Below are 16,438 nucleotides of genomic sequence, written 5' to 3'. Positions count from 1 at the left end.
CCTGTTTTTCACGTTCCGGACAACAAGTTGTACGGCGGTTGTCGGGCGGGCGCGGCTGGCTCGCGCATACTTGCCGCCATGCCGTTCACACTCAGTCATGCCGCGGCTGTGCTGCCGGGGATGCGGCGGAACGGAACGGCGCGCGGCCCGCTCCTCGCCTCGGCCCTCGTCGCGGGTTCGTTCGCCCCCGACATGACGTACTACGCGGACACCGCGATCCCGGGCGCCATGGAGTTCGGACAGGTCACCCACTCGGTGTGGGGCGTGTTGACGGTCGATGTGCTGATCACCGCGGCGGTGGTGGCGCTGTGGCTGCTGCTGCGCGAGCCGTTGGTGGCGCTACTGCCGGGGGCGTGGCAGGGCCGGGTGCACGCGTTCGTACGGGGGCAGCGGCGTGCGGCCGGGCGGGGGGTGCGGAGGGTCCGCGACGGGGGATGGTTCGTGTTGTCGGCGGTCATCGGAGCCGCCACACATGTCGTCTGGGACGCCTTCACCCATCACGACCGGTGGGGTGTGCGGCTGGTGCCGGTGCTCGACGGGAGCGTCGGCGGACTTCCCGTGTTCCAGCTGGTGCAGTACGGCAGTTCGGCGGTGGCACTGGCCGTGCTCGCCTGGTTCACGGCGTCGGGGCTGCGGCGGACCGGGGCTCGCCCGGTCCCACCGTCCGTGCCGGTGCTGGGCCGTCGGGGGCGGTGGTCGGCGGGGGCGCTGCTGGGCGTCTGTGTACTGCTCGGCGTCGTGCACCGGTGCGCGCGCTGGTATGCGTACTTCGGGCGCATCGACACCCCGTTGGACATCATCCCGACCGTCTGTTTCGGAGCCGGGGCCGGGCTGGCGGGGGGCCTGGTGCTGTACGGGGCGTGGATGCGGCTGCGGCGACCGCGCGCGTCAGCGCCCCCGGTCGCCGGACGGGCCTGATTCCTCAAGGGGTCATCAACAGACGCCCGAGCCCGTCCGGCACGCCGCCGCGTCAGTGCGCCGCGGACTCCCAGTCCGGGCCGACACCGACCGAGACATCCAGCGGAGCGCGCAACTGCACGGCCGTGGACATCTCGTGGCGAAGGATCTCCTCCACCTGCGCCCGCTCCCCCTTGGCGATCTCCAGGACGATTTCGTCATGGACCTGGAGCAGCATCCGGGACTTCAGCTTCGCCTCGGACAGCGCCCGGTCGACATGGATCATGGCGACCTTGACGATGTCCGCCGCCGTGCCCTGGATCGGGGCGTTGAGCGCCATCCGCTCGGCCATCTCGCGGCGCTGGCGGTTGTCGCTGTTGAGGTCGGGGAGGTAGCGGCGGCGGCCGAAGACCGTCTCCGTGTAGCCGGTGGCCCTGGCCTCCTCCACCACGCGGTGCAGATAGTCGCGCACTCCGCCGAACCGCTCGAAGTAGGTGTCCATCAGGCCGCGCGCCTCGCCCGCCTCGATGTTCAGCTGCTGGGAGAGGCCGAACGCGGAGAGCCCGTACGCGAGTCCGTAACTCATGGCCTTGATCTTGCGCCGCATCTCCGGATCGACGGCCGACTTGTCGACGCCGAAGACCTGCGAGGCGACCGTGGTGTGCAGGTCCTCGCCGGAGGTGAAGGCCTCGATCAGGCCCGCGTCCTCGGAGAGGTGGGCCATCACCCGCAGTTCGATCTGGCTGTAGTCGGCCGTCATCAGCGTCTCGAAGCCCTCGCCGACGACGAAGCCCCGGCGGATGGCCCGGCCCTCGTCCGTACGGACCGGGATGTTCTGCAGATTGGGGTCGGTGGAGGAGAGCCGGCCGGTCGCCGCCACCGTCTGGTTGAACGTGGTGTGGATACGGCCGTCGGCCGCGATCGTCTTGATCAGGCCCTCGACGGTGACCCGGAGCTTCGCCTGCTCACGGTGGCGCAGCATGATGACCGGCAGCTCGTGCTCGGTCTGTGCGGCGAGCCAGGCCAGGGCATCGGCGTCCGTCGTGTACCCGGTCTTCGTCTTCTTCGTCTTGGGCAGGCCCAGCTCGCCGAAGAGGACTTCCTGGAGCTGCTTGGGCGAACCGAGGTTGAACTCGCGGCCGACCGCGGCGTGCGCCTCCTTCACCGCCTGCTGCACCGCACCGGCGAACTGCTGCTCCATGCCTTCCAGATGGGCGCGGTCGGCGGCGATGCCGTGCCGCTCCAGACGGGCCAGCAGAGCGGATGTCGGCAGCTCCATGTCATGCAGCAGCTCGGCCGCGCCGACCTCTGCGAGCCGGGTGGTGAACGCGTCGCCCAGGTCCAGGACCGCGCGGGCCTGCGTCATCAGGGCCTCGGCCTCGGCCTGGTCGTCGGCGCCGAAGGCCAGCTGTCCGCCGGACGCCGCCGCGGGGGCCAGCTCCCGGCCCAGGTACTCCACCGCCAACGCGTCCAGCGCGAAGGAACGGCGGCCGGGCTTGACCAGATAGGCGGCCAGCGCGGTGTCCATCGTGACGCCGTCGACCTGCCAGCCGTGCTCCGGGAAGACCCGCATGGCGCTCTTCGCGTTGTGCATGACCTTCGGCCTCCGCGCATCGGCGATCCAGTCGGCGAACGCCTGCTCATCGCCCTCGTCGAGTTCTGCGGGATCGAACCAGGCCGCCGCGCCGTCGGCCGCGGCGAGCGCGATCTCGGTGACCGTGCCGGTGCCGACCGCCCAGGTGTCGACGGTGGCGACGCCGAGCGGCTGTCCACCGTGCCCGTCGAGCCAGGGTGCCAGCTCGCCCGCGCCCAGCACCACGCCGTCCAGCTCGATGCCCGCGGCGGGCGCCGGGGCCTCGGCCTCGGCCGCGCCCGGGTCGACGGCCAGCAGCCGCTCGCGCAAGCTCGGGTTACGGATCTCCAGGACGTCCAGCACGCCCGTCACCGCGGTGCGGTCGTACGGCGCGCGCTCCAGGTCCTGCGGGGTCTTGGGCAGCTCCACATCACGGACCATCTCGGTCAGCCTGCGGTTCAGCCGCACCGCGTCCAGGTGGTCCCGGAAATTCTGCCCGGCCTTTCCCTTGACCTCCTCGGCGCGCTCCACCAGCTCGTCGAACGAACCGAACTGGTTGATCCACTTCGCGGCGGTCTTCTCACCGACGCCGGGAATGCCCGGAAGGTTGTCGGACGGGTCACCGCGCAGCGCCGCGAAATCCGGGTACTGCTGCGGCGTGAGCCCGTACTTCTCCTCGACCTTCGCCGGGGTGAAGCGCGTCAGCTCCGAGACGCCCTTCGTCGGGTACAGCACGGTGACGCTGTCCGTGATCAGCTGGAACGAATCCCGGTCACCGGTGACGATCAGCACCTCGAAACCGGCCGCCTCGGCCTGCGTGGCCAGCGTGGCGATGACATCGTCGGCCTCGAAACCGTCGATCGCGAAACGGTCGGCGTGCATCGCGTCGAGCAGCTCGCCGATCAGCTCCACCTGGCCCCTGAACTCGTCCGGGGTCTTCGAACGGTTCGCCTTGTACTCGGGGAACTCCTCCGAGCGCCAGGTCTTGCGGGAGACATCGAACGCCACCGCGAAATGCGTCGGCGCCTCGTCACGCAGCGTGTTCGCCAGCATCGACGCGAAGCCGTACACCGCGTTCGTCGGCTGCCCCGACCCTGTCGTGAAATTCTCCGCAGGCAGCGCAAAGAACGCCCGGTACGCCAGGGAGTGCCCGTCCATCAGGAGCAGGCGCGGTCGGTTGTCTGCCGTCTTCTTCGATGCCGTCTCAGCCACGCCCCCGATCCTGCCACGGACCGCTGACAATCCCGACCGGGCCTGGCTCGCCGGGCACTCTGCCGGTGCCGCGTGACAGGATCGGGGGAACACGTAAAGCATCAATGCGCACAGCGCACTGCGCAGGTTCGCAGTCGGCTCAGAGGGGAGCGCACCATGGCCACGAAGCCGCCCGCAGGTGACCCGGTCCAGGACGCGCCGCGGGTCGAGGCGGCGCAGCACGCCGCCGCCGGACTGCCGGCCGTCGCCCACAGCCTGCTCATCGCCCAGCAGCAGATGGGCGTGCGACGCACCGCGCAGACCCTCCTCAAGGTCAACCAGAAGAACGGCTTCGACTGCCCCGGCTGCGCCTGGCCCGAGAGCGACAAACGGCACACGGCGGAATTCTGCGAGAACGGCGCCAAGGCCGTCGCCGAGGAGGCGACGCTGCGCCGTGTCACCCCCGATTTCTTCGCCGCGCACCCGGTCGCCGATCTCGCGTCACGCAGTGGGTACTGGCTGGGCCAGCAGGGCCGGATCACCCAGCCGATGTACCTCCCCGAGGGCGCCGAGCGGTACGAGGCGGTGACCTGGGAGCGAGCCTTCGGCATCATCGCCGAGGAGCTGGGCGCGCTCGCCTCCCCCGACGAGGCCCTCTTCTACACCTCGGGGCGCACCAGCAACGAGGCGGCGTTCCTGCTCCAGCTGTTCGCCCGCGAATTCGGCACGAACAACCTCCCCGACTGCTCCAACATGTGCCACGAGTCCTCCGGCTCCGCGCTGACGGAGACCATCGGCATCGGCAAGGGCAGCGTCTCCCTCGAAGACCTTCACCGGGCGGACCTGATCATCGTCGCCGGACAGAATCCCGGCACCAACCATCCCCGGATGCTCTCGGCCCTGGAGAAAGCCAAGTCCGCAGGCGCGAAGATCATTTCGGTGAACCCGCTGCCCGAGGCCGGCCTGGAGCGGTTCAAGAACCCGCAGACCCCGCTCGGCATGGTCAAGGGCGCCACGCTCAACGATCTCTTCCTGCAGATCCGTATCGGCGGCGACCAGGCCCTCTTCCGACTCCTCAACAAGATGATCCTTCAGACCGAGGGCGCCGTCGACGAAGCCTTCGTACAAGAACACACCCATGGTTACGAAGAGTTCGTGGCCGCGGCCCGCGAAGCCGACTGGGAGCAGACCCTCACCGCCACCGGCCTCGACCGCAGCGCCATCGAAGAGGCCCTCGCGATGGTCCTCGCCTCGAAGCGCACCATCGTGTGCTGGGCCATGGGCCTCACCCAGCACAAGCACTCCGTGCCGACCATCCGCGAAGTCGTCAACTTCCTTCTGCTGCGAGGCAACATCGGCCGCCCCGGCGCCGGAGTCTGCCCCGTGCGCGGCCACTCCAATGTCCAGGGCGACCGCACCATGGGCATCTTCGAACGGCCCGCACCCGAATTCCTCGACGCGCTCGACAAGGAATTCTCGATCACCTCACCGCGCCACCACGGCTACGACGTCGTCCGCTCCATCCAGGCCCTGCGCGACGGCGACGCCAAGGTCTTCTTCGCCATGGGCGGCAACTTCGTCGCGGCCACCCCCGACACGGAGGTCACCGAGGCCGCGATGCGCCGCGCCCGCCTCACCGTCCATGTCTCCACCAAGCTCAACCGCTCACACGCCGTGACCGGCACCCGTGCGCTGATCCTGCCGACGCTGGGCCGCACCGACAAGGACGTCCAGGCGAGCGGCAAGCAGTTCGTCACGGTCGAGGACTCCATGAGCATGGTCCACGCCTCGCGCGGCAACCTCACCCCGGCGAGCCCCCATCTGCTGTCCGAGCCCGCCATCGTCGCCCGCCTCGCCCGCGCCGTCCTCGGCCCCGGATCGGCCACCCCCTGGGAGGATTTCGAGAAGGACTACGCGACGATCCGCGACCGCATCTCCCGCGTCGTCCCCGGCTTCGAGAACTTCAACGCCCGCGTCGCACGCCCCGGCGGTTTCACCCTCCCGCACGCCCCGCGCGACGAGCGCCGCTTCCCCACCGCGACCGGCAGGGCCAACTTCACCGCCGCACCCGTCGAATACCCCCAGCTCCCCGAAGGCAGGCTGCTGTTGCAGACCCTGCGCTCGCACGACCAGTACAACACCACGATCTACGGCCTCGACGACCGCTACCGCGGCATCAAGGGCGGCCGCCGCGTCGTCCTGGTCAACCCCGACGACGCCCGCGCCCTCGGCCTGGCCGACGGCGCCTACACCGACCTCGTCAGCGAATGGAAGGACGGCGTGGAGCGCCGGGCACCCGGCTTCCGCATCGTGCACTACCCGACCGCCCGGGGCTGCGCCGCCGCCTACTACCCGGAGACCAATGTGCTGGTCCCCCTCGGCTCCACCGCAGACACCAGCAACACCCCCGCCAGCAAGTCCGTCGTCGTGCGCTTCGAGAACATCCAGGGGCAGAACACCCAGGGGCAGAACACTCAGGGGCAGAACACTCAGGGGCGGACCGCCCAGAGGTAATCCGCACCACAACCCACTAAGCGTTCGCTCAGTCGTCTGATAAGAACGATGCACACAGCAATAAAGCTATGAACCACCGCAGACGATCGGAGCCGGACCCCATGGGCGAGCACACCACACCCAAGTTCCCCCAGGAGATCATCGACGAGTACGCCGCACTCGGCATCGACCTGCCCGCACTCTTCTCCGCCGGCCACCTCGGCGAGCGAATGGGCGTCACGATCGTCGAAGCCTCCGCGGACCGCGTCGTCGGCACCATGCCCGTCGAGGGCAACACCCAGCCGTACGGACTGCTCCACGGCGGCGCCTCCGCCGTACTCGCCGAGACCCTCGGCTCCGTCGGCTCCATGCTCCACGGCGGCACCACCAAGCTCGCCGTCGGCGTCGACCTGAACTGCACCCACCACCGAGGGGTACGCAGCGGACTCGTCACGGGCGTCGCCACCCCCGTACACCGCGGCCGCTCCACCGCCACGTACGAGATCGTCATCACCGACGAACAGGACAAGCGGGTCTGCACCGCCCGCCTCACCTGCATGCTCCGCGACGCACCGCAGACCGGCATCGCCTGACCGCCCGGAGCACACCGCACAACACCCTCGACACCACTGCCCGGCCGGACCGCATTCCGGCCGGGCAGCGCCATTCCCAGCCCACAACCACCCACGCACAAGGCGTTACTGAGCAACTGAGCCGGTCAACACCCTTGACTACAAAGCCCGTTGCGTGGCCCACTCGGCACCACCGATCAAACCCGACACGCACCCTGCACACAACACCGCGTCGACCACGTCACCCCCGATGTAACACTGCGTAACAAGCGGGCCAGGCGCAAACAACCCCGCACAGCACTCCGGACCCGGCCCCGCAGGCGCCGGGCGGTCGTCGCGCCCTCATGCGGCCTCGCCGCGCGACAGCAGCAAGATCAGCTCAAGCCCCTTAGCAGAGCTGCGAGTTCTCACCATGCGGCCACTTTCACCGACCAGCAAAAAGCCGTACATGTCCGCACAGCCACCTCAAGCCTTGCTCAAGGGCATAACAAGACAGTCACATCCTGCGGCTGACCCATCCCGGACCCCCACACCTGCGCCTAGAGTCACCGCCAGTCACCGCGCCGCCGGGCGCCTCTGCAGCACGGCCCTGTACCAACCAGTACGGCCCGGCGAACGACACGGCACCTCAAGCAGAGGAGGCCGCGCCAGGGAAAGGACCTTTCGTGCGACACCGTTCTTTGCTCATCCTCACCACAGTGCTCACCACAGGAGCACTGACACTCACCGCCTGCGGGTCGCGCGACGACAGCAACAAGAGCAGCAGCGGCGACACCCAGACCGTCGTCATCGGCGTCGACGCGCCCATCACCGGCGACCTGTCCGCCCTCGGTCTCGGCATCAAGAACTCCGCGGACCTCGCCGCCAAGACGGCGAACAAGGAAAAGACCGTCCCCGGCATCACGTTCGAAGTCAAGCCGCTCGACGACCAGGCACAGCCCTCCGTCGGCCAGCAGAACGCCCAGAAATTCATCGACGACGACACCGTCCTCGGCGTCGTCGGCCCCCTGAACACCGGCGTCTCCCAGTCGATGCAGAAGCCGCTCAACGACGCCGGCCTCACCCAGGTCTCCCCCGCCAACACCGGCACCGAGCTGACCCAGGGCGAGAACTGGCAGACCGGCGACAAGAAGCGCCCCTACAAGACCTACTTCCGCACCGCCACCACGGACCAGATCCAGGGCGCCTTCGCCGCGAAATACCTCTTCAACGAAGCGAAAATCAAGCAGGTCTACCTCATCGACGACCAGAAGCCCTACGGCGCCGGTCTCGCCGCCTCCTTCAAGAACACCTTCACCACCCTCGGCGGCAAGATCGTCGGCTCCGACCACGTCAACCCCGACGACCGCGACTTCAACGCCGTCGTCACCAAGGTCAAGAAGTCCGGCGCCAAGGCCGTCTACTACGGCGGCGAGTACCCCGCCGGCGCGCCCCTGAGCCAGCAGCTCAAGGACAGCGTCCAGATCCCCCTCATGGGCGGCGACGGCATGTACAGCGCCGACTTCATCAAGCTCAACAAGAAGGCCCAGGGCGACTTCGCCACCTCCGTCGGCAAGCCCGTCGAGGAGCTCGACTCCGCCAAGAAGTTCATCGCGGACTACAAGACCGCCGGATACAAGGACGCCTACGAGGCATACGGCGGCGGCACCTACGACGCCACCTGGGCGATCATCGAGGCAGTCAAGATCGCCGTCGCCGACAACGGCGGCAAGCTCCCCAGCGGCGACGACGCCCGCGCCAAGGTCCTCGACGCCATGGCCAAGGTCAAGTTCGACGGCGTCACCGGCCCCGTCTCCTTCGACGAGTACGGCGACACCACCAACACCATGATGACCGCCTACCAGGTCGACGGCGGCACGTGGACGTCCAAGCTCAGCGAGGTCTACAAGCCCTGACCCCAACAGGGCCCTCCCGGCCAACGCACTGACTGACACCAGACCGCGCGGGAGCGCTACCAGCGCTCCCGCGCGGTGCCATATCCGAACCACTCCACGGAGGCCCTGCGGTGAACGAACTGCCGCAACAGCTGGCCAATGGACTCATCCTCGGCGCGATGTACGGACTCATCGCGATCGGCTACACGATGGTCTACGGAATCATCCAGCTCATCAACTTCGCCCACGGCGAGATCTTCATGATCGGAGGCTTCGGAGCTCTCACCGTGTCCCTCTGGATGCCGGCCGACGTCTCCCTCCTCGCCACCGTCCCACTCATGATCATCGGCGGCGTCGTATGCTCCGTCGCCGTCAGCGCGGCCGCCGAACGCTTCGCCTACCGGCCCCTGCGCAACGCCCCCCGGCTGGCCCCGCTGATCACCGCGATCGGCCTCTCCCTCGCACTCCAGCAGGCCATCTGGAAGTGGTACCCCGACGCCAAGAAGGACCGCTCCTTCCCCCAGTTCAAGGGCGAAGCGATCGACATCTTCGGCGCCCACATCCAGCGCGGTGACCTCTTCGTCCTCATCACCGCCCCCCTCTGCATGATCGCCCTCGGCCTCTTCGTCTCCAAGACCCGCTCCGGCCGCGGCATGCAAGCCACCAGCCAGGACCCCGACACCGCAAAGCTCATGGGCATCAACACCGACCGCATCATCGTCATGGCCTTCGCCATCGGTGCCGCGTTCGCCGCCATCGCCGCCGTCGCCTACGGACTCAAGCAGGGCACGATCGGCTTCCGAATGGGCTTCCTCATGGGCCTCAAAGCCTTCACCGCAGCCGTACTCGGCGGCATCGGCAACATCTACGGCGCCATGCTCGGCGGCATCGTACTCGGCATCGCCGAATCCCTCGCCACCGGCTACATGAACGACGTCCCCGGCATGGAACTCTTCGGCGGCGGCGCCTGGAAGGACGTATGGGCCTTCGTCCTCCTCATCGTCGTCCTGCTGATCCGGCCCCAGGGTCTGCTCGGCGAACGCGTCGCGGATCGGGCGTGATACGGATGACCACCAACCACACCACCGCGCCCGGGGCCGCCCCCTTCCTCGCGATCCCCGCAGCCGCAGCCCGCATCGGCACCCTCGCAGGCGCTGCCGTCGCACTCGCCGGCACCTTCCTCGCCTGGACCTGGACCAGCGAATTCCCCGGCGACCTCACCGTCACCGGCTACCCCGGCGGCCTCCAGGTCCTCACCCTCATCAGCGCCGCACTCACCCTGCTCCTCGCGCTGTCCGGATACGGCATCCGAGGCCTCGGCTGGCTCACCCCCGGCGGCACCAACAGCCCTGTCCGCCTCCTGGCGCTCGGCACCCTCGGCACCACCGGCTACACCATCGGCGCCATCGCGTACGACCTCGGCGGCATCGTCAACCTGGAGCCCGGCGCCTGGGTCAGCGGCATCGGCACACTCATCGCCGCCATCGCCGCACTCGGACTCCCCAGCGACCAGCCCATCTCCGGCACCACCGCAGCCGGCGCCTGGCAGCGCTTCCGCAACAGCCTCAGGGCCCCGTCGGCCCCCCGCGCCAACGCACTCCCCGACTGGGCCGAAATCCTCATCATCGTCGTGTCGTTCGGCATCGGCCTCTACGTCTTCAGCTACGGCATCGACACCGACTACACCGAACTCTTCATCGGCTTCCTCATCACCGCCGGCTTCACCTTCACCGCCCTCCACCGAGCCGGACTCGTCTCCCGCCTCACCGCGCTCACCGCCAAGCACCGCAACATCACCCTCGCCGCCGCCCTCGTCGCAGCCTTCTGCTTCCCGTTCACCCAGCAGAAGGAGCAATACGCGCTCATCGGCGCCAACATCCTCATCTTCGGCACCGTGGCACTCGGCCTCAACGTCGTCGTCGGCCTCGCCGGCCTCCTCGACCTCGGATACGTCGCCTTCCTCGGCGTCGGCGCCTACGCCGCCGCCCTGGTCTCCGGCTCCACCATGTCGGCCATCGGCGTCGAATTCCCCTTCTGGGCCGCCGTCCTGACCGGCGCCGGAGCCTCGCTCGTCTTCGGCGTCCTCATCGGCGCCCCCACCCTGCGACTGCGCGGCGACTACCTGGCCATCGTCACCCTCGGCTTCGGTGAAATCTTCCGCCTCACCGTGAACAACCTCAACGGCAACAGCGGCCCCGACCTCACCAACGGCTCCCAGGGCATCCCCAGCATCCCCGACCTCAACTTCTTCGGATTCGATTTCGGGCTCAAGCACGACATCCTCGGCTTCACCCTCGGCAGGTCCGCCAACTACTACCTGCTGATGCTCGTCTTCACCGCCGTCGTCGTCCTCGTCTTCCGCCGCTCCGGAGAATCCCGCATCGGCCGCGCCTGGGTCGCCATCCGCGAGGACGAAACCGCGGCCACCGCCATGGGCATCAACGCCTTCCGGCTCAAACTGCTCGCCTTCGCCCTCGGCGCCACCCTCGCCGGCCTCGCCGGAACCGTCCAGGCACACGTCAACTACACGGTGACGCCCGAGCAGTACCAGTTCGCCGGCTCCGTACCACCCAACTCCGCGTTCCTCCTCGCCGCCGTCATCCTCGGCGGCATGGGAACCCTCAGCGGCCCCCTCGTCGGCGCCGCACTGCTCTACCTCATCCCGGCCAAGCTGCAGTTCATGCAGGACTACCAGCTCTTCCTCTTCGGCGTCGCACTCATCCTCCTGATGCGCCTGCGTCCCGAAGGCCTGGTCGCCGACCGCAGGAAGCAGCTCGAATTCCACGAGACCGACCAGCTCGACGTACCGGAGCCACGACAGTCCGAAGAGACCGGCGTCGGCATCGCCAAGGCGGGGGCGTGACCACCATGACCACCACCACGAAGACCGCCACCACCGTCCTCGACGCAAACGGCGTCACCATGCGCTTCGGCGGCCTCACCGCCGTACGCAACGTCGACCTCACCGTCAACGCGGGCGAGATCGTCGGCCTCATCGGCCCCAACGGTGCCGGCAAGACCACCTTCTTCAACTGCCTCACCGGCCTGTACGTCCCCACCGAGGGCAAGGTCAGCTACAAGGGCACCGTCCTGCCGCCCAAGCCCCACCTCGTCACCCAGGCAGGCATCGCCCGCACCTTCCAGAACATCCGGCTCTTCGCCAACATGACCGTCCTGGAAAACGTCCTCGTCGGACGCCACACCAGGACCAAGGAAGGCCTCTGGTCCGCCCTCCTGCGCCTCCCCGGCTTCACCAGGGCCGAGAACGCCAGCCGCGAACGCGCCATGGAACTCCTGGAGTTCATCGGCCTGGCGGACAAGGCCGACCACCTCGCACGCAACCTCCCCTACGGAGACCAGCGCAAGCTGGAAATCGCCCGCGCACTGGCCAGCGACCCCGGACTCCTGCTCCTCGACGAGCCCACCGCCGGCATGAACCCGCAGGAAACCCGCGTCACCGAAGAACTCATCTTCGCCATCCGTGACCAGGGCATCGCCGTCCTCGTCATCGAGCACGACATGCGGTTCATCTTCAACCTGTGCGACCGCGTCGCCGTCCTCGTCCAGGGCGAAAAGCTCGTCGAAGGCACCTCCGACATCGTCCAGAGCGACGAACGCGTCGTCGCCGCCTACCTCGGCACCCCCTTCGAAGGCGCCCCCGGCGCCGAAGAACTCGCCGAGGTCGAAGCCGCGGAAGCCATCGCCACCAAGACGGCCGACACCACCGGCACCGCAGACGCCGACAGCACCACCGAAACCCACAGCACCACCGGCACCGAAGAGGAGGACGCCCGATGACCGCACTGCTAGAGGTCGAGGACCTCCGCGTCACCTACGGCAAGATCGAAGCCGTCAAGGGCATCTCCTTCACCGTCGAAGCCGGCCAGGTCGTTACCCTCATCGGCACCAACGGCGCCGGCAAGACCACCACCCTGCGCACCCTCTCCGGGCTCCTCAAGCCCGTCGGCGGCAATATCCTCTTCGACGGCAAACCACTCAACAACATCCCGGCCCACAAGATCGTCTCCTTGGGTCTCGCCCACTCCCCCGAGGGACGCCACATCTTCCCCCGGCTGACGATCACCGAGAACCTCCAGCTCGGCGCCTACCTCCGCAACGACAAGGCAGGCATCGAGAAGGACATCCAGCGCGCCTACGACCTCTTCCCCATCCTCGGAGAACGCCGGAAGCAGGCTGCCGGAACCCTCTCGGGCGGCGAACAGCAGATGCTCGCCATGGGTAGGGCCCTGATGTGCCAGCCCAAGCTCCTGATGCTCGACGAACCCTCCATGGGCCTCTCCCCGATCATGATGCAGAAGATCATGGAGACCATCGTCGAACTCAAGGCGCAAGGCACCACCATCCTGCTCGTCGAGCAGAACGCCCAGGCCGCACTCTCCCTCGCGGACCACGGCCACGTCATGGAGGTCGGCAAGATCGTCCTCTCCGGCACCGGCGCGGACCTCCTCCACGACGAGTCCGTCCGCAAGGCCTACCTCGGCGAGGACTGACACACTCGACGTACGGACGAAAAAGGCCCGCACCCCGGATCAATCCGGGGTGCGGGCCTCTCGCGGCTGAGCGCGCGGCTACTGCTCGCCATCCTTCGCCGCCCGCTTCTTCTCCTCAGCGTCCTCGATCAACGCCTCGGCAAGCTGCTGCATCGACAGCCGACGGTCCATCGACGTCTTCTGGATCCAACGGAACGCGGCCGGCTCCGACAGCCCGTAATCCGTCTGCAGAATGCTCTTCGCCCGGTCAACCAGCTTCCGCGTCTCCAGCCGCTGGGCAAGGTCGGCGACCTCCGACTCCAGCGCCTTCAGCTCCGCGAACCGCGACACCGCCATCTCGATGGCCGGCACCACATCGCTCTTGCTGAACGGCTTCACCAGATACGCCATCGCCCCGGCGTCCCGCGCCCGCTCCACGAGATCGCGCTGCGAGAACGCGGTGAGCATCAGGACCGGCGCGATGGACTCCTCGGCAATCTTCTCAGCGGCGGAGATCCCATCCAGGATCGGCATCTTCACATCGAGGATGACCAGGTCCGGCCGGTGCTCCCGGGCGAGCTCGACTGCCTTCTGCCCGTCGCCGGCCTCACCGACGACCGCGTAGCCCTCTTCCTCCAGCATCTCTTTGAGGTCGAGACGGATGAGCGCCTCGTCCTCGGCGATGACGACGCGGGTCGTCAGCGGCGGAACGTGCGACTTGTCGTCGTCGGCTGCGGGCTGGGGCGACTCTGGCGTGGTCACGGGGCTCCTTGATCAATGCAGGGGTACTGCTGCCACGAGCCTACCTAGCTACGATAAGGTGTCACTACGTAGGGCACTCGTTGCCCATCCTTTCTAAGGCCCCAGTACTCCAACTGGTTAGAGAGGCGGCTCTCAAACAGCCGAAAGTGTGGGTTCGAATCCCACCTGGGGCACTTTTCCTTGGATTCCAAGGTCGCAAGGGAAGCGGTAACACTTCACTTGATCGTGTCATCGCTTCACGGTTCCATCTCCCAAGAACCATGATTCAGCCAGGCTCGGCCGTGTGTACGACCTAGAAATGCGCAAGCATGCTCTGTCACTCCTGGGCCAGGGCTTCAGCCAGAACTCCGTAAGTAAGCAGACCGGCGTCTCCCGCGCCGCCATCCGTTCATGGCAAACACGAATAGAACCTCTCGGCCGGAACCGCGCTGCGGACTGTCCAAGGTGCCACGACCGGCAGGGCGATCCCGAAGACCCCGCTGCATACGCCTACTTGCTCGGTCTCTATCTGGGTGATGGCTGCATCAGCCTAGCGAGACGAGGTGTGTACTTCCTCCGCATTGCCTGCGCCGATGCCTGGCCAGGGCTCATTGATGCCTGTGCCGACGCCATGCAGATCGCACGTCCGGGGAACAAGGTGTTCCGCGTCCAGCGACAGGGATGCCAGTACGTCACCTGCCACAGCAAGCACTGGCCGTGCTTCTTCCCGCAGCACGGCCCCGGCAAGAAGCATGAGCGTGAGATCGCTCTCGAAGCGTGGCAGCAGAAAGTCGTCGACGACTATCCGTGGGAGTTCATTCGCGGGCTCATTCACTCGGACGGATGCCGAATCATCAACTGGACCACTCGCCGTGTCAACGGGGAGCTGCGGCGCTACGAGTATCCCCGCTACTTCTTCACCAACCTGTCTGCCGACATCATTGGACTCTTCACCGCAGCCCTCGACCTCGTGGGAGTCGAATGGAGGATGGCCAACTCAAGGAACGTCTCCGTCGCCCGACGGGCGTCCGTCGCTCTCATGGACGCCCATGTCGGGCCGAAGTACTGACGACCGGCCTACTTCGGACTGTCGTCCTCGCCGATGTGGTGCACCCGGACCAGGTTCGTCGAGCCCGGGACTCCCGGCGGGGAGCCCGCCGTGATGACCACGATGTCGCCCTTCTCGCAGCGGCCGATCTTCAACAGCTCCTCGTCGACCTGGGCCACCATCGCGTCCGTCGAATCCACTTGCGGGCCGAGGAAAGTCTCGACGCCCCAGGTGAGGTTCAGCTGGGAGCGGGTGGCCGGGGCCGGGGTGAAGGCCAGGAGCGGGATGGGTGAGCGGTAGCGGGACAGGCGCCTGACCGTGTCGCCGCTCTGGGTGAAGGCGACCAGGAACTTGGCGCCCAGGAAGTCGCCCATCTCGGCCGCCGCGCGGGCCACCGCGCCGCCCTGGGTGCGGGGCTTGTTGCGGTCGTTCAGGGGCGGGAGGCCCTTGGCGAGGATGTCCTCCTCGGCGGCTTCGACGATGCGGGACATCGTGCGGACCGTCTCGATGGGGTACTTGCCCACGCTGGTCTCGCCGGAGAGCATCACCGCGTCCGTGCCGTCGATGACCGCGTTGGCGACGTCGGAGGCTTCGGCGCGGGTGGGGCGGGAGTTGTCGATCATCGAGTCGAGCATCTGGGTGGCGACGATGACCGGCTTGGCGTTGCGCTTGGCAAGTTTGATCGCGCGCTTCTGGACGATCGGCACCTGCTCCAGGGGCATTTCGACGCCGAGGTCGCCGCGGGCGACCATGATGCCGTCGAAGGCGGCGACGATGCCGTCGATGTTCTCGACAGCCTGGGGCTTCTCGACCTTGGCGATGACGGGGAGGCGGCGGCCCTCCTCGTCCATGATGCGGTGGACGTCCTCGATGTCGCGTCCGCTGCGTACGAAGGAGAGGGCGATGACGTCGGCGCCGGTGCGCAGGGCCCAGCGGAGGTCTTCGATGTCCTTCTCGGAGAGGGCGGGGACGGAGACTGCGACGCCGGGGAGGTTGAGGCCTTTGTGGTCGGAGACCATGCCGCCCTCGATGACGGTGGTGTGGACGCGGGGGCCGTCCACCTCGGTGACGTCGAGGGTGACGCGGCCGTCGTCGACGAGGATGCGTTCGCCGGTGGTGACGTCGGCGGCGAGGCCGTCGTAGGTGGTGCCGCAGGTGTGGCGGTCGCCTTCCATGGGTTCGACGGTGATGGTGAAGGTGTCGCCGCGTTCAAGGAGTACGGGGCCTTCGCGGAAGCGTCCGAGGCGGATTTTCGGGCCTTGAAGGTCGGCGAGGATCCCGACGCTGTGTCCGCTCTCGTCGGAGGCCTTGCGTACATGGCGGTATCGCTCTTCGTGTTCGGCGTAGGTGCCGTGGCTGAGGTTGAGGCGGGCGATGTCCATTCCCGCTTCGACCAATGCCTTGATCTGGTCGTATGTGTCGGTGGCGGGGCCCAGGGTGCAAACGATTTTTGCTCGGCGCATGGTTTGACCCTAGACCTTACCTACCGGTAGCAATTCTGCCGCGCATGGCGACCCAACAACCTTTGGGTGAAGGGTTATTGACAAGTGTTGAATTGT

The 16,438-nt window shown here is 67.6% G+C and carries 12 protein-coding genes and 1 tRNA gene; 10 read left to right on the top strand and 3 right to left on the bottom strand.

Features of this window, described 5'->3' with window-relative positions; genetic code table 11:
* Window positions 1–78 precede the first annotated feature (78 nt).
* Window positions 79–918 carry a DUF4184 family protein gene (locus tag ACZ3IC_RS08420; protein ID WP_467413838.1) on the top strand — a complete coding sequence of 280 codons (840 nt, stop codon included), beginning with the start codon at window positions 79–81 and terminating at the stop codon, window positions 916–918.
* A 52-nt stretch (window positions 919–970) separates the two neighbouring features.
* Here ACZ3IC_RS08420 and polA read toward each other — a convergent pair whose 3' ends face one another.
* Window positions 971–3,682, bottom strand: coding sequence for a DNA polymerase I (polA, locus tag ACZ3IC_RS08415; protein WP_467413837.1), 2,712 nt, complete (start codon window positions 3,680–3,682; stop codon window positions 971–973).
* 156 nt (window positions 3,683–3,838) lie between these two features.
* Between polA and ACZ3IC_RS08410 the strand changes: the two genes are divergently transcribed.
* The 7 genes from ACZ3IC_RS08410 (at window position 3,839) to ACZ3IC_RS08380 (ending at window position 13,111) form a co-directional block, all read left to right on the top strand.
* A complete protein-coding gene (locus tag ACZ3IC_RS08410) occupies window positions 3,839–6,175 on the top strand; it encodes an FdhF/YdeP family oxidoreductase (RefSeq protein WP_467413835.1) in 2,337 nt (778 codons plus the stop codon).
* Window positions 6,176–6,276: 101 nt separating this feature from the next.
* Window positions 6,277–6,747 (top strand): PaaI family thioesterase, encoded by a 471-nt coding sequence (locus ACZ3IC_RS08405; RefSeq protein WP_467413833.1) that lies wholly within the window; start codon window positions 6,277–6,279, stop codon window positions 6,745–6,747.
* Window positions 6,748–7,406: 659 nt separating this feature from the next.
* Complete coding sequence (locus tag ACZ3IC_RS08400; protein WP_467414050.1) at window positions 7,407–8,621, top strand: branched-chain amino acid ABC transporter substrate-binding protein; 1,215 nt, start codon at window positions 7,407–7,409, stop codon at window positions 8,619–8,621.
* Between the two features lie 110 nt (window positions 8,622–8,731).
* Window positions 8,732–9,661 carry a branched-chain amino acid ABC transporter permease gene (locus ACZ3IC_RS08395; RefSeq protein WP_467413832.1) on the top strand — a complete coding sequence of 310 codons (930 nt, stop codon included), beginning with the start codon at window positions 8,732–8,734 and terminating at the stop codon, window positions 9,659–9,661.
* A 5-nt stretch (window positions 9,662–9,666) separates the two neighbouring features.
* Window positions 9,667–11,463, top strand: a complete 1,797-nt coding sequence (locus ACZ3IC_RS08390; RefSeq protein WP_467413830.1) for a branched-chain amino acid ABC transporter permease — start codon at window positions 9,667–9,669, stop codon at window positions 11,461–11,463.
* A 5-nt stretch (window positions 11,464–11,468) separates the two neighbouring features.
* On the top strand, window positions 11,469–12,398 hold the full coding sequence (locus ACZ3IC_RS08385; RefSeq protein WP_467414049.1) for an ABC transporter ATP-binding protein: 930 nt from the start codon (window positions 11,469–11,471) through the stop codon (window positions 12,396–12,398).
* Window positions 12,395–13,111, top strand: coding sequence for an ABC transporter ATP-binding protein (locus ACZ3IC_RS08380; protein ID WP_467413828.1), 717 nt, complete (start codon window positions 12,395–12,397; stop codon window positions 13,109–13,111). The genes ACZ3IC_RS08385 and ACZ3IC_RS08380 overlap by 4 nt, the downstream gene beginning before the upstream one ends.
* 78 nt (window positions 13,112–13,189) lie before the next feature.
* On the opposite strand, the gene ACZ3IC_RS08375 is transcribed toward ACZ3IC_RS08380, so the two are convergent.
* A complete protein-coding gene (locus ACZ3IC_RS08375; protein ID WP_467413826.1) occupies window positions 13,190–13,852 on the bottom strand; it encodes an ANTAR domain-containing response regulator in 663 nt (220 codons plus the stop codon).
* A gap of 98 nt (window positions 13,853–13,950) precedes the next feature.
* Between ACZ3IC_RS08375 and ACZ3IC_RS08370 the strand changes: the two genes are divergently transcribed.
* Window positions 13,951–14,025: transfer RNA gene (locus ACZ3IC_RS08370), tRNA-Leu, on the top strand.
* A 110-nt stretch (window positions 14,026–14,135) separates the two neighbouring features.
* On the top strand, window positions 14,136–14,900 hold the full coding sequence (locus tag ACZ3IC_RS08365) for a transcriptional regulator (protein WP_467413824.1): 765 nt from the start codon (window positions 14,136–14,138) through the stop codon (window positions 14,898–14,900).
* Between the two features lie 8 nt (window positions 14,901–14,908).
* Here the strand turns inward: ACZ3IC_RS08365 and pyk are convergent, their stop codons facing one another.
* Window positions 14,909–16,342 (bottom strand): pyruvate kinase, encoded by a 1,434-nt coding sequence (pyk, locus tag ACZ3IC_RS08360; protein WP_467413823.1) that lies wholly within the window; start codon window positions 16,340–16,342, stop codon window positions 14,909–14,911.
* Window positions 16,343–16,438: the final 96 nt, after the last annotated feature.

Source organism: Streptomyces sp. NPDC002958 (genome assembly GCF_055563255.1).
The sequence above is the reverse complement of the archived record's forward strand: the minus strand, read 5'-3'. Positions and strand labels throughout refer to the sequence as shown.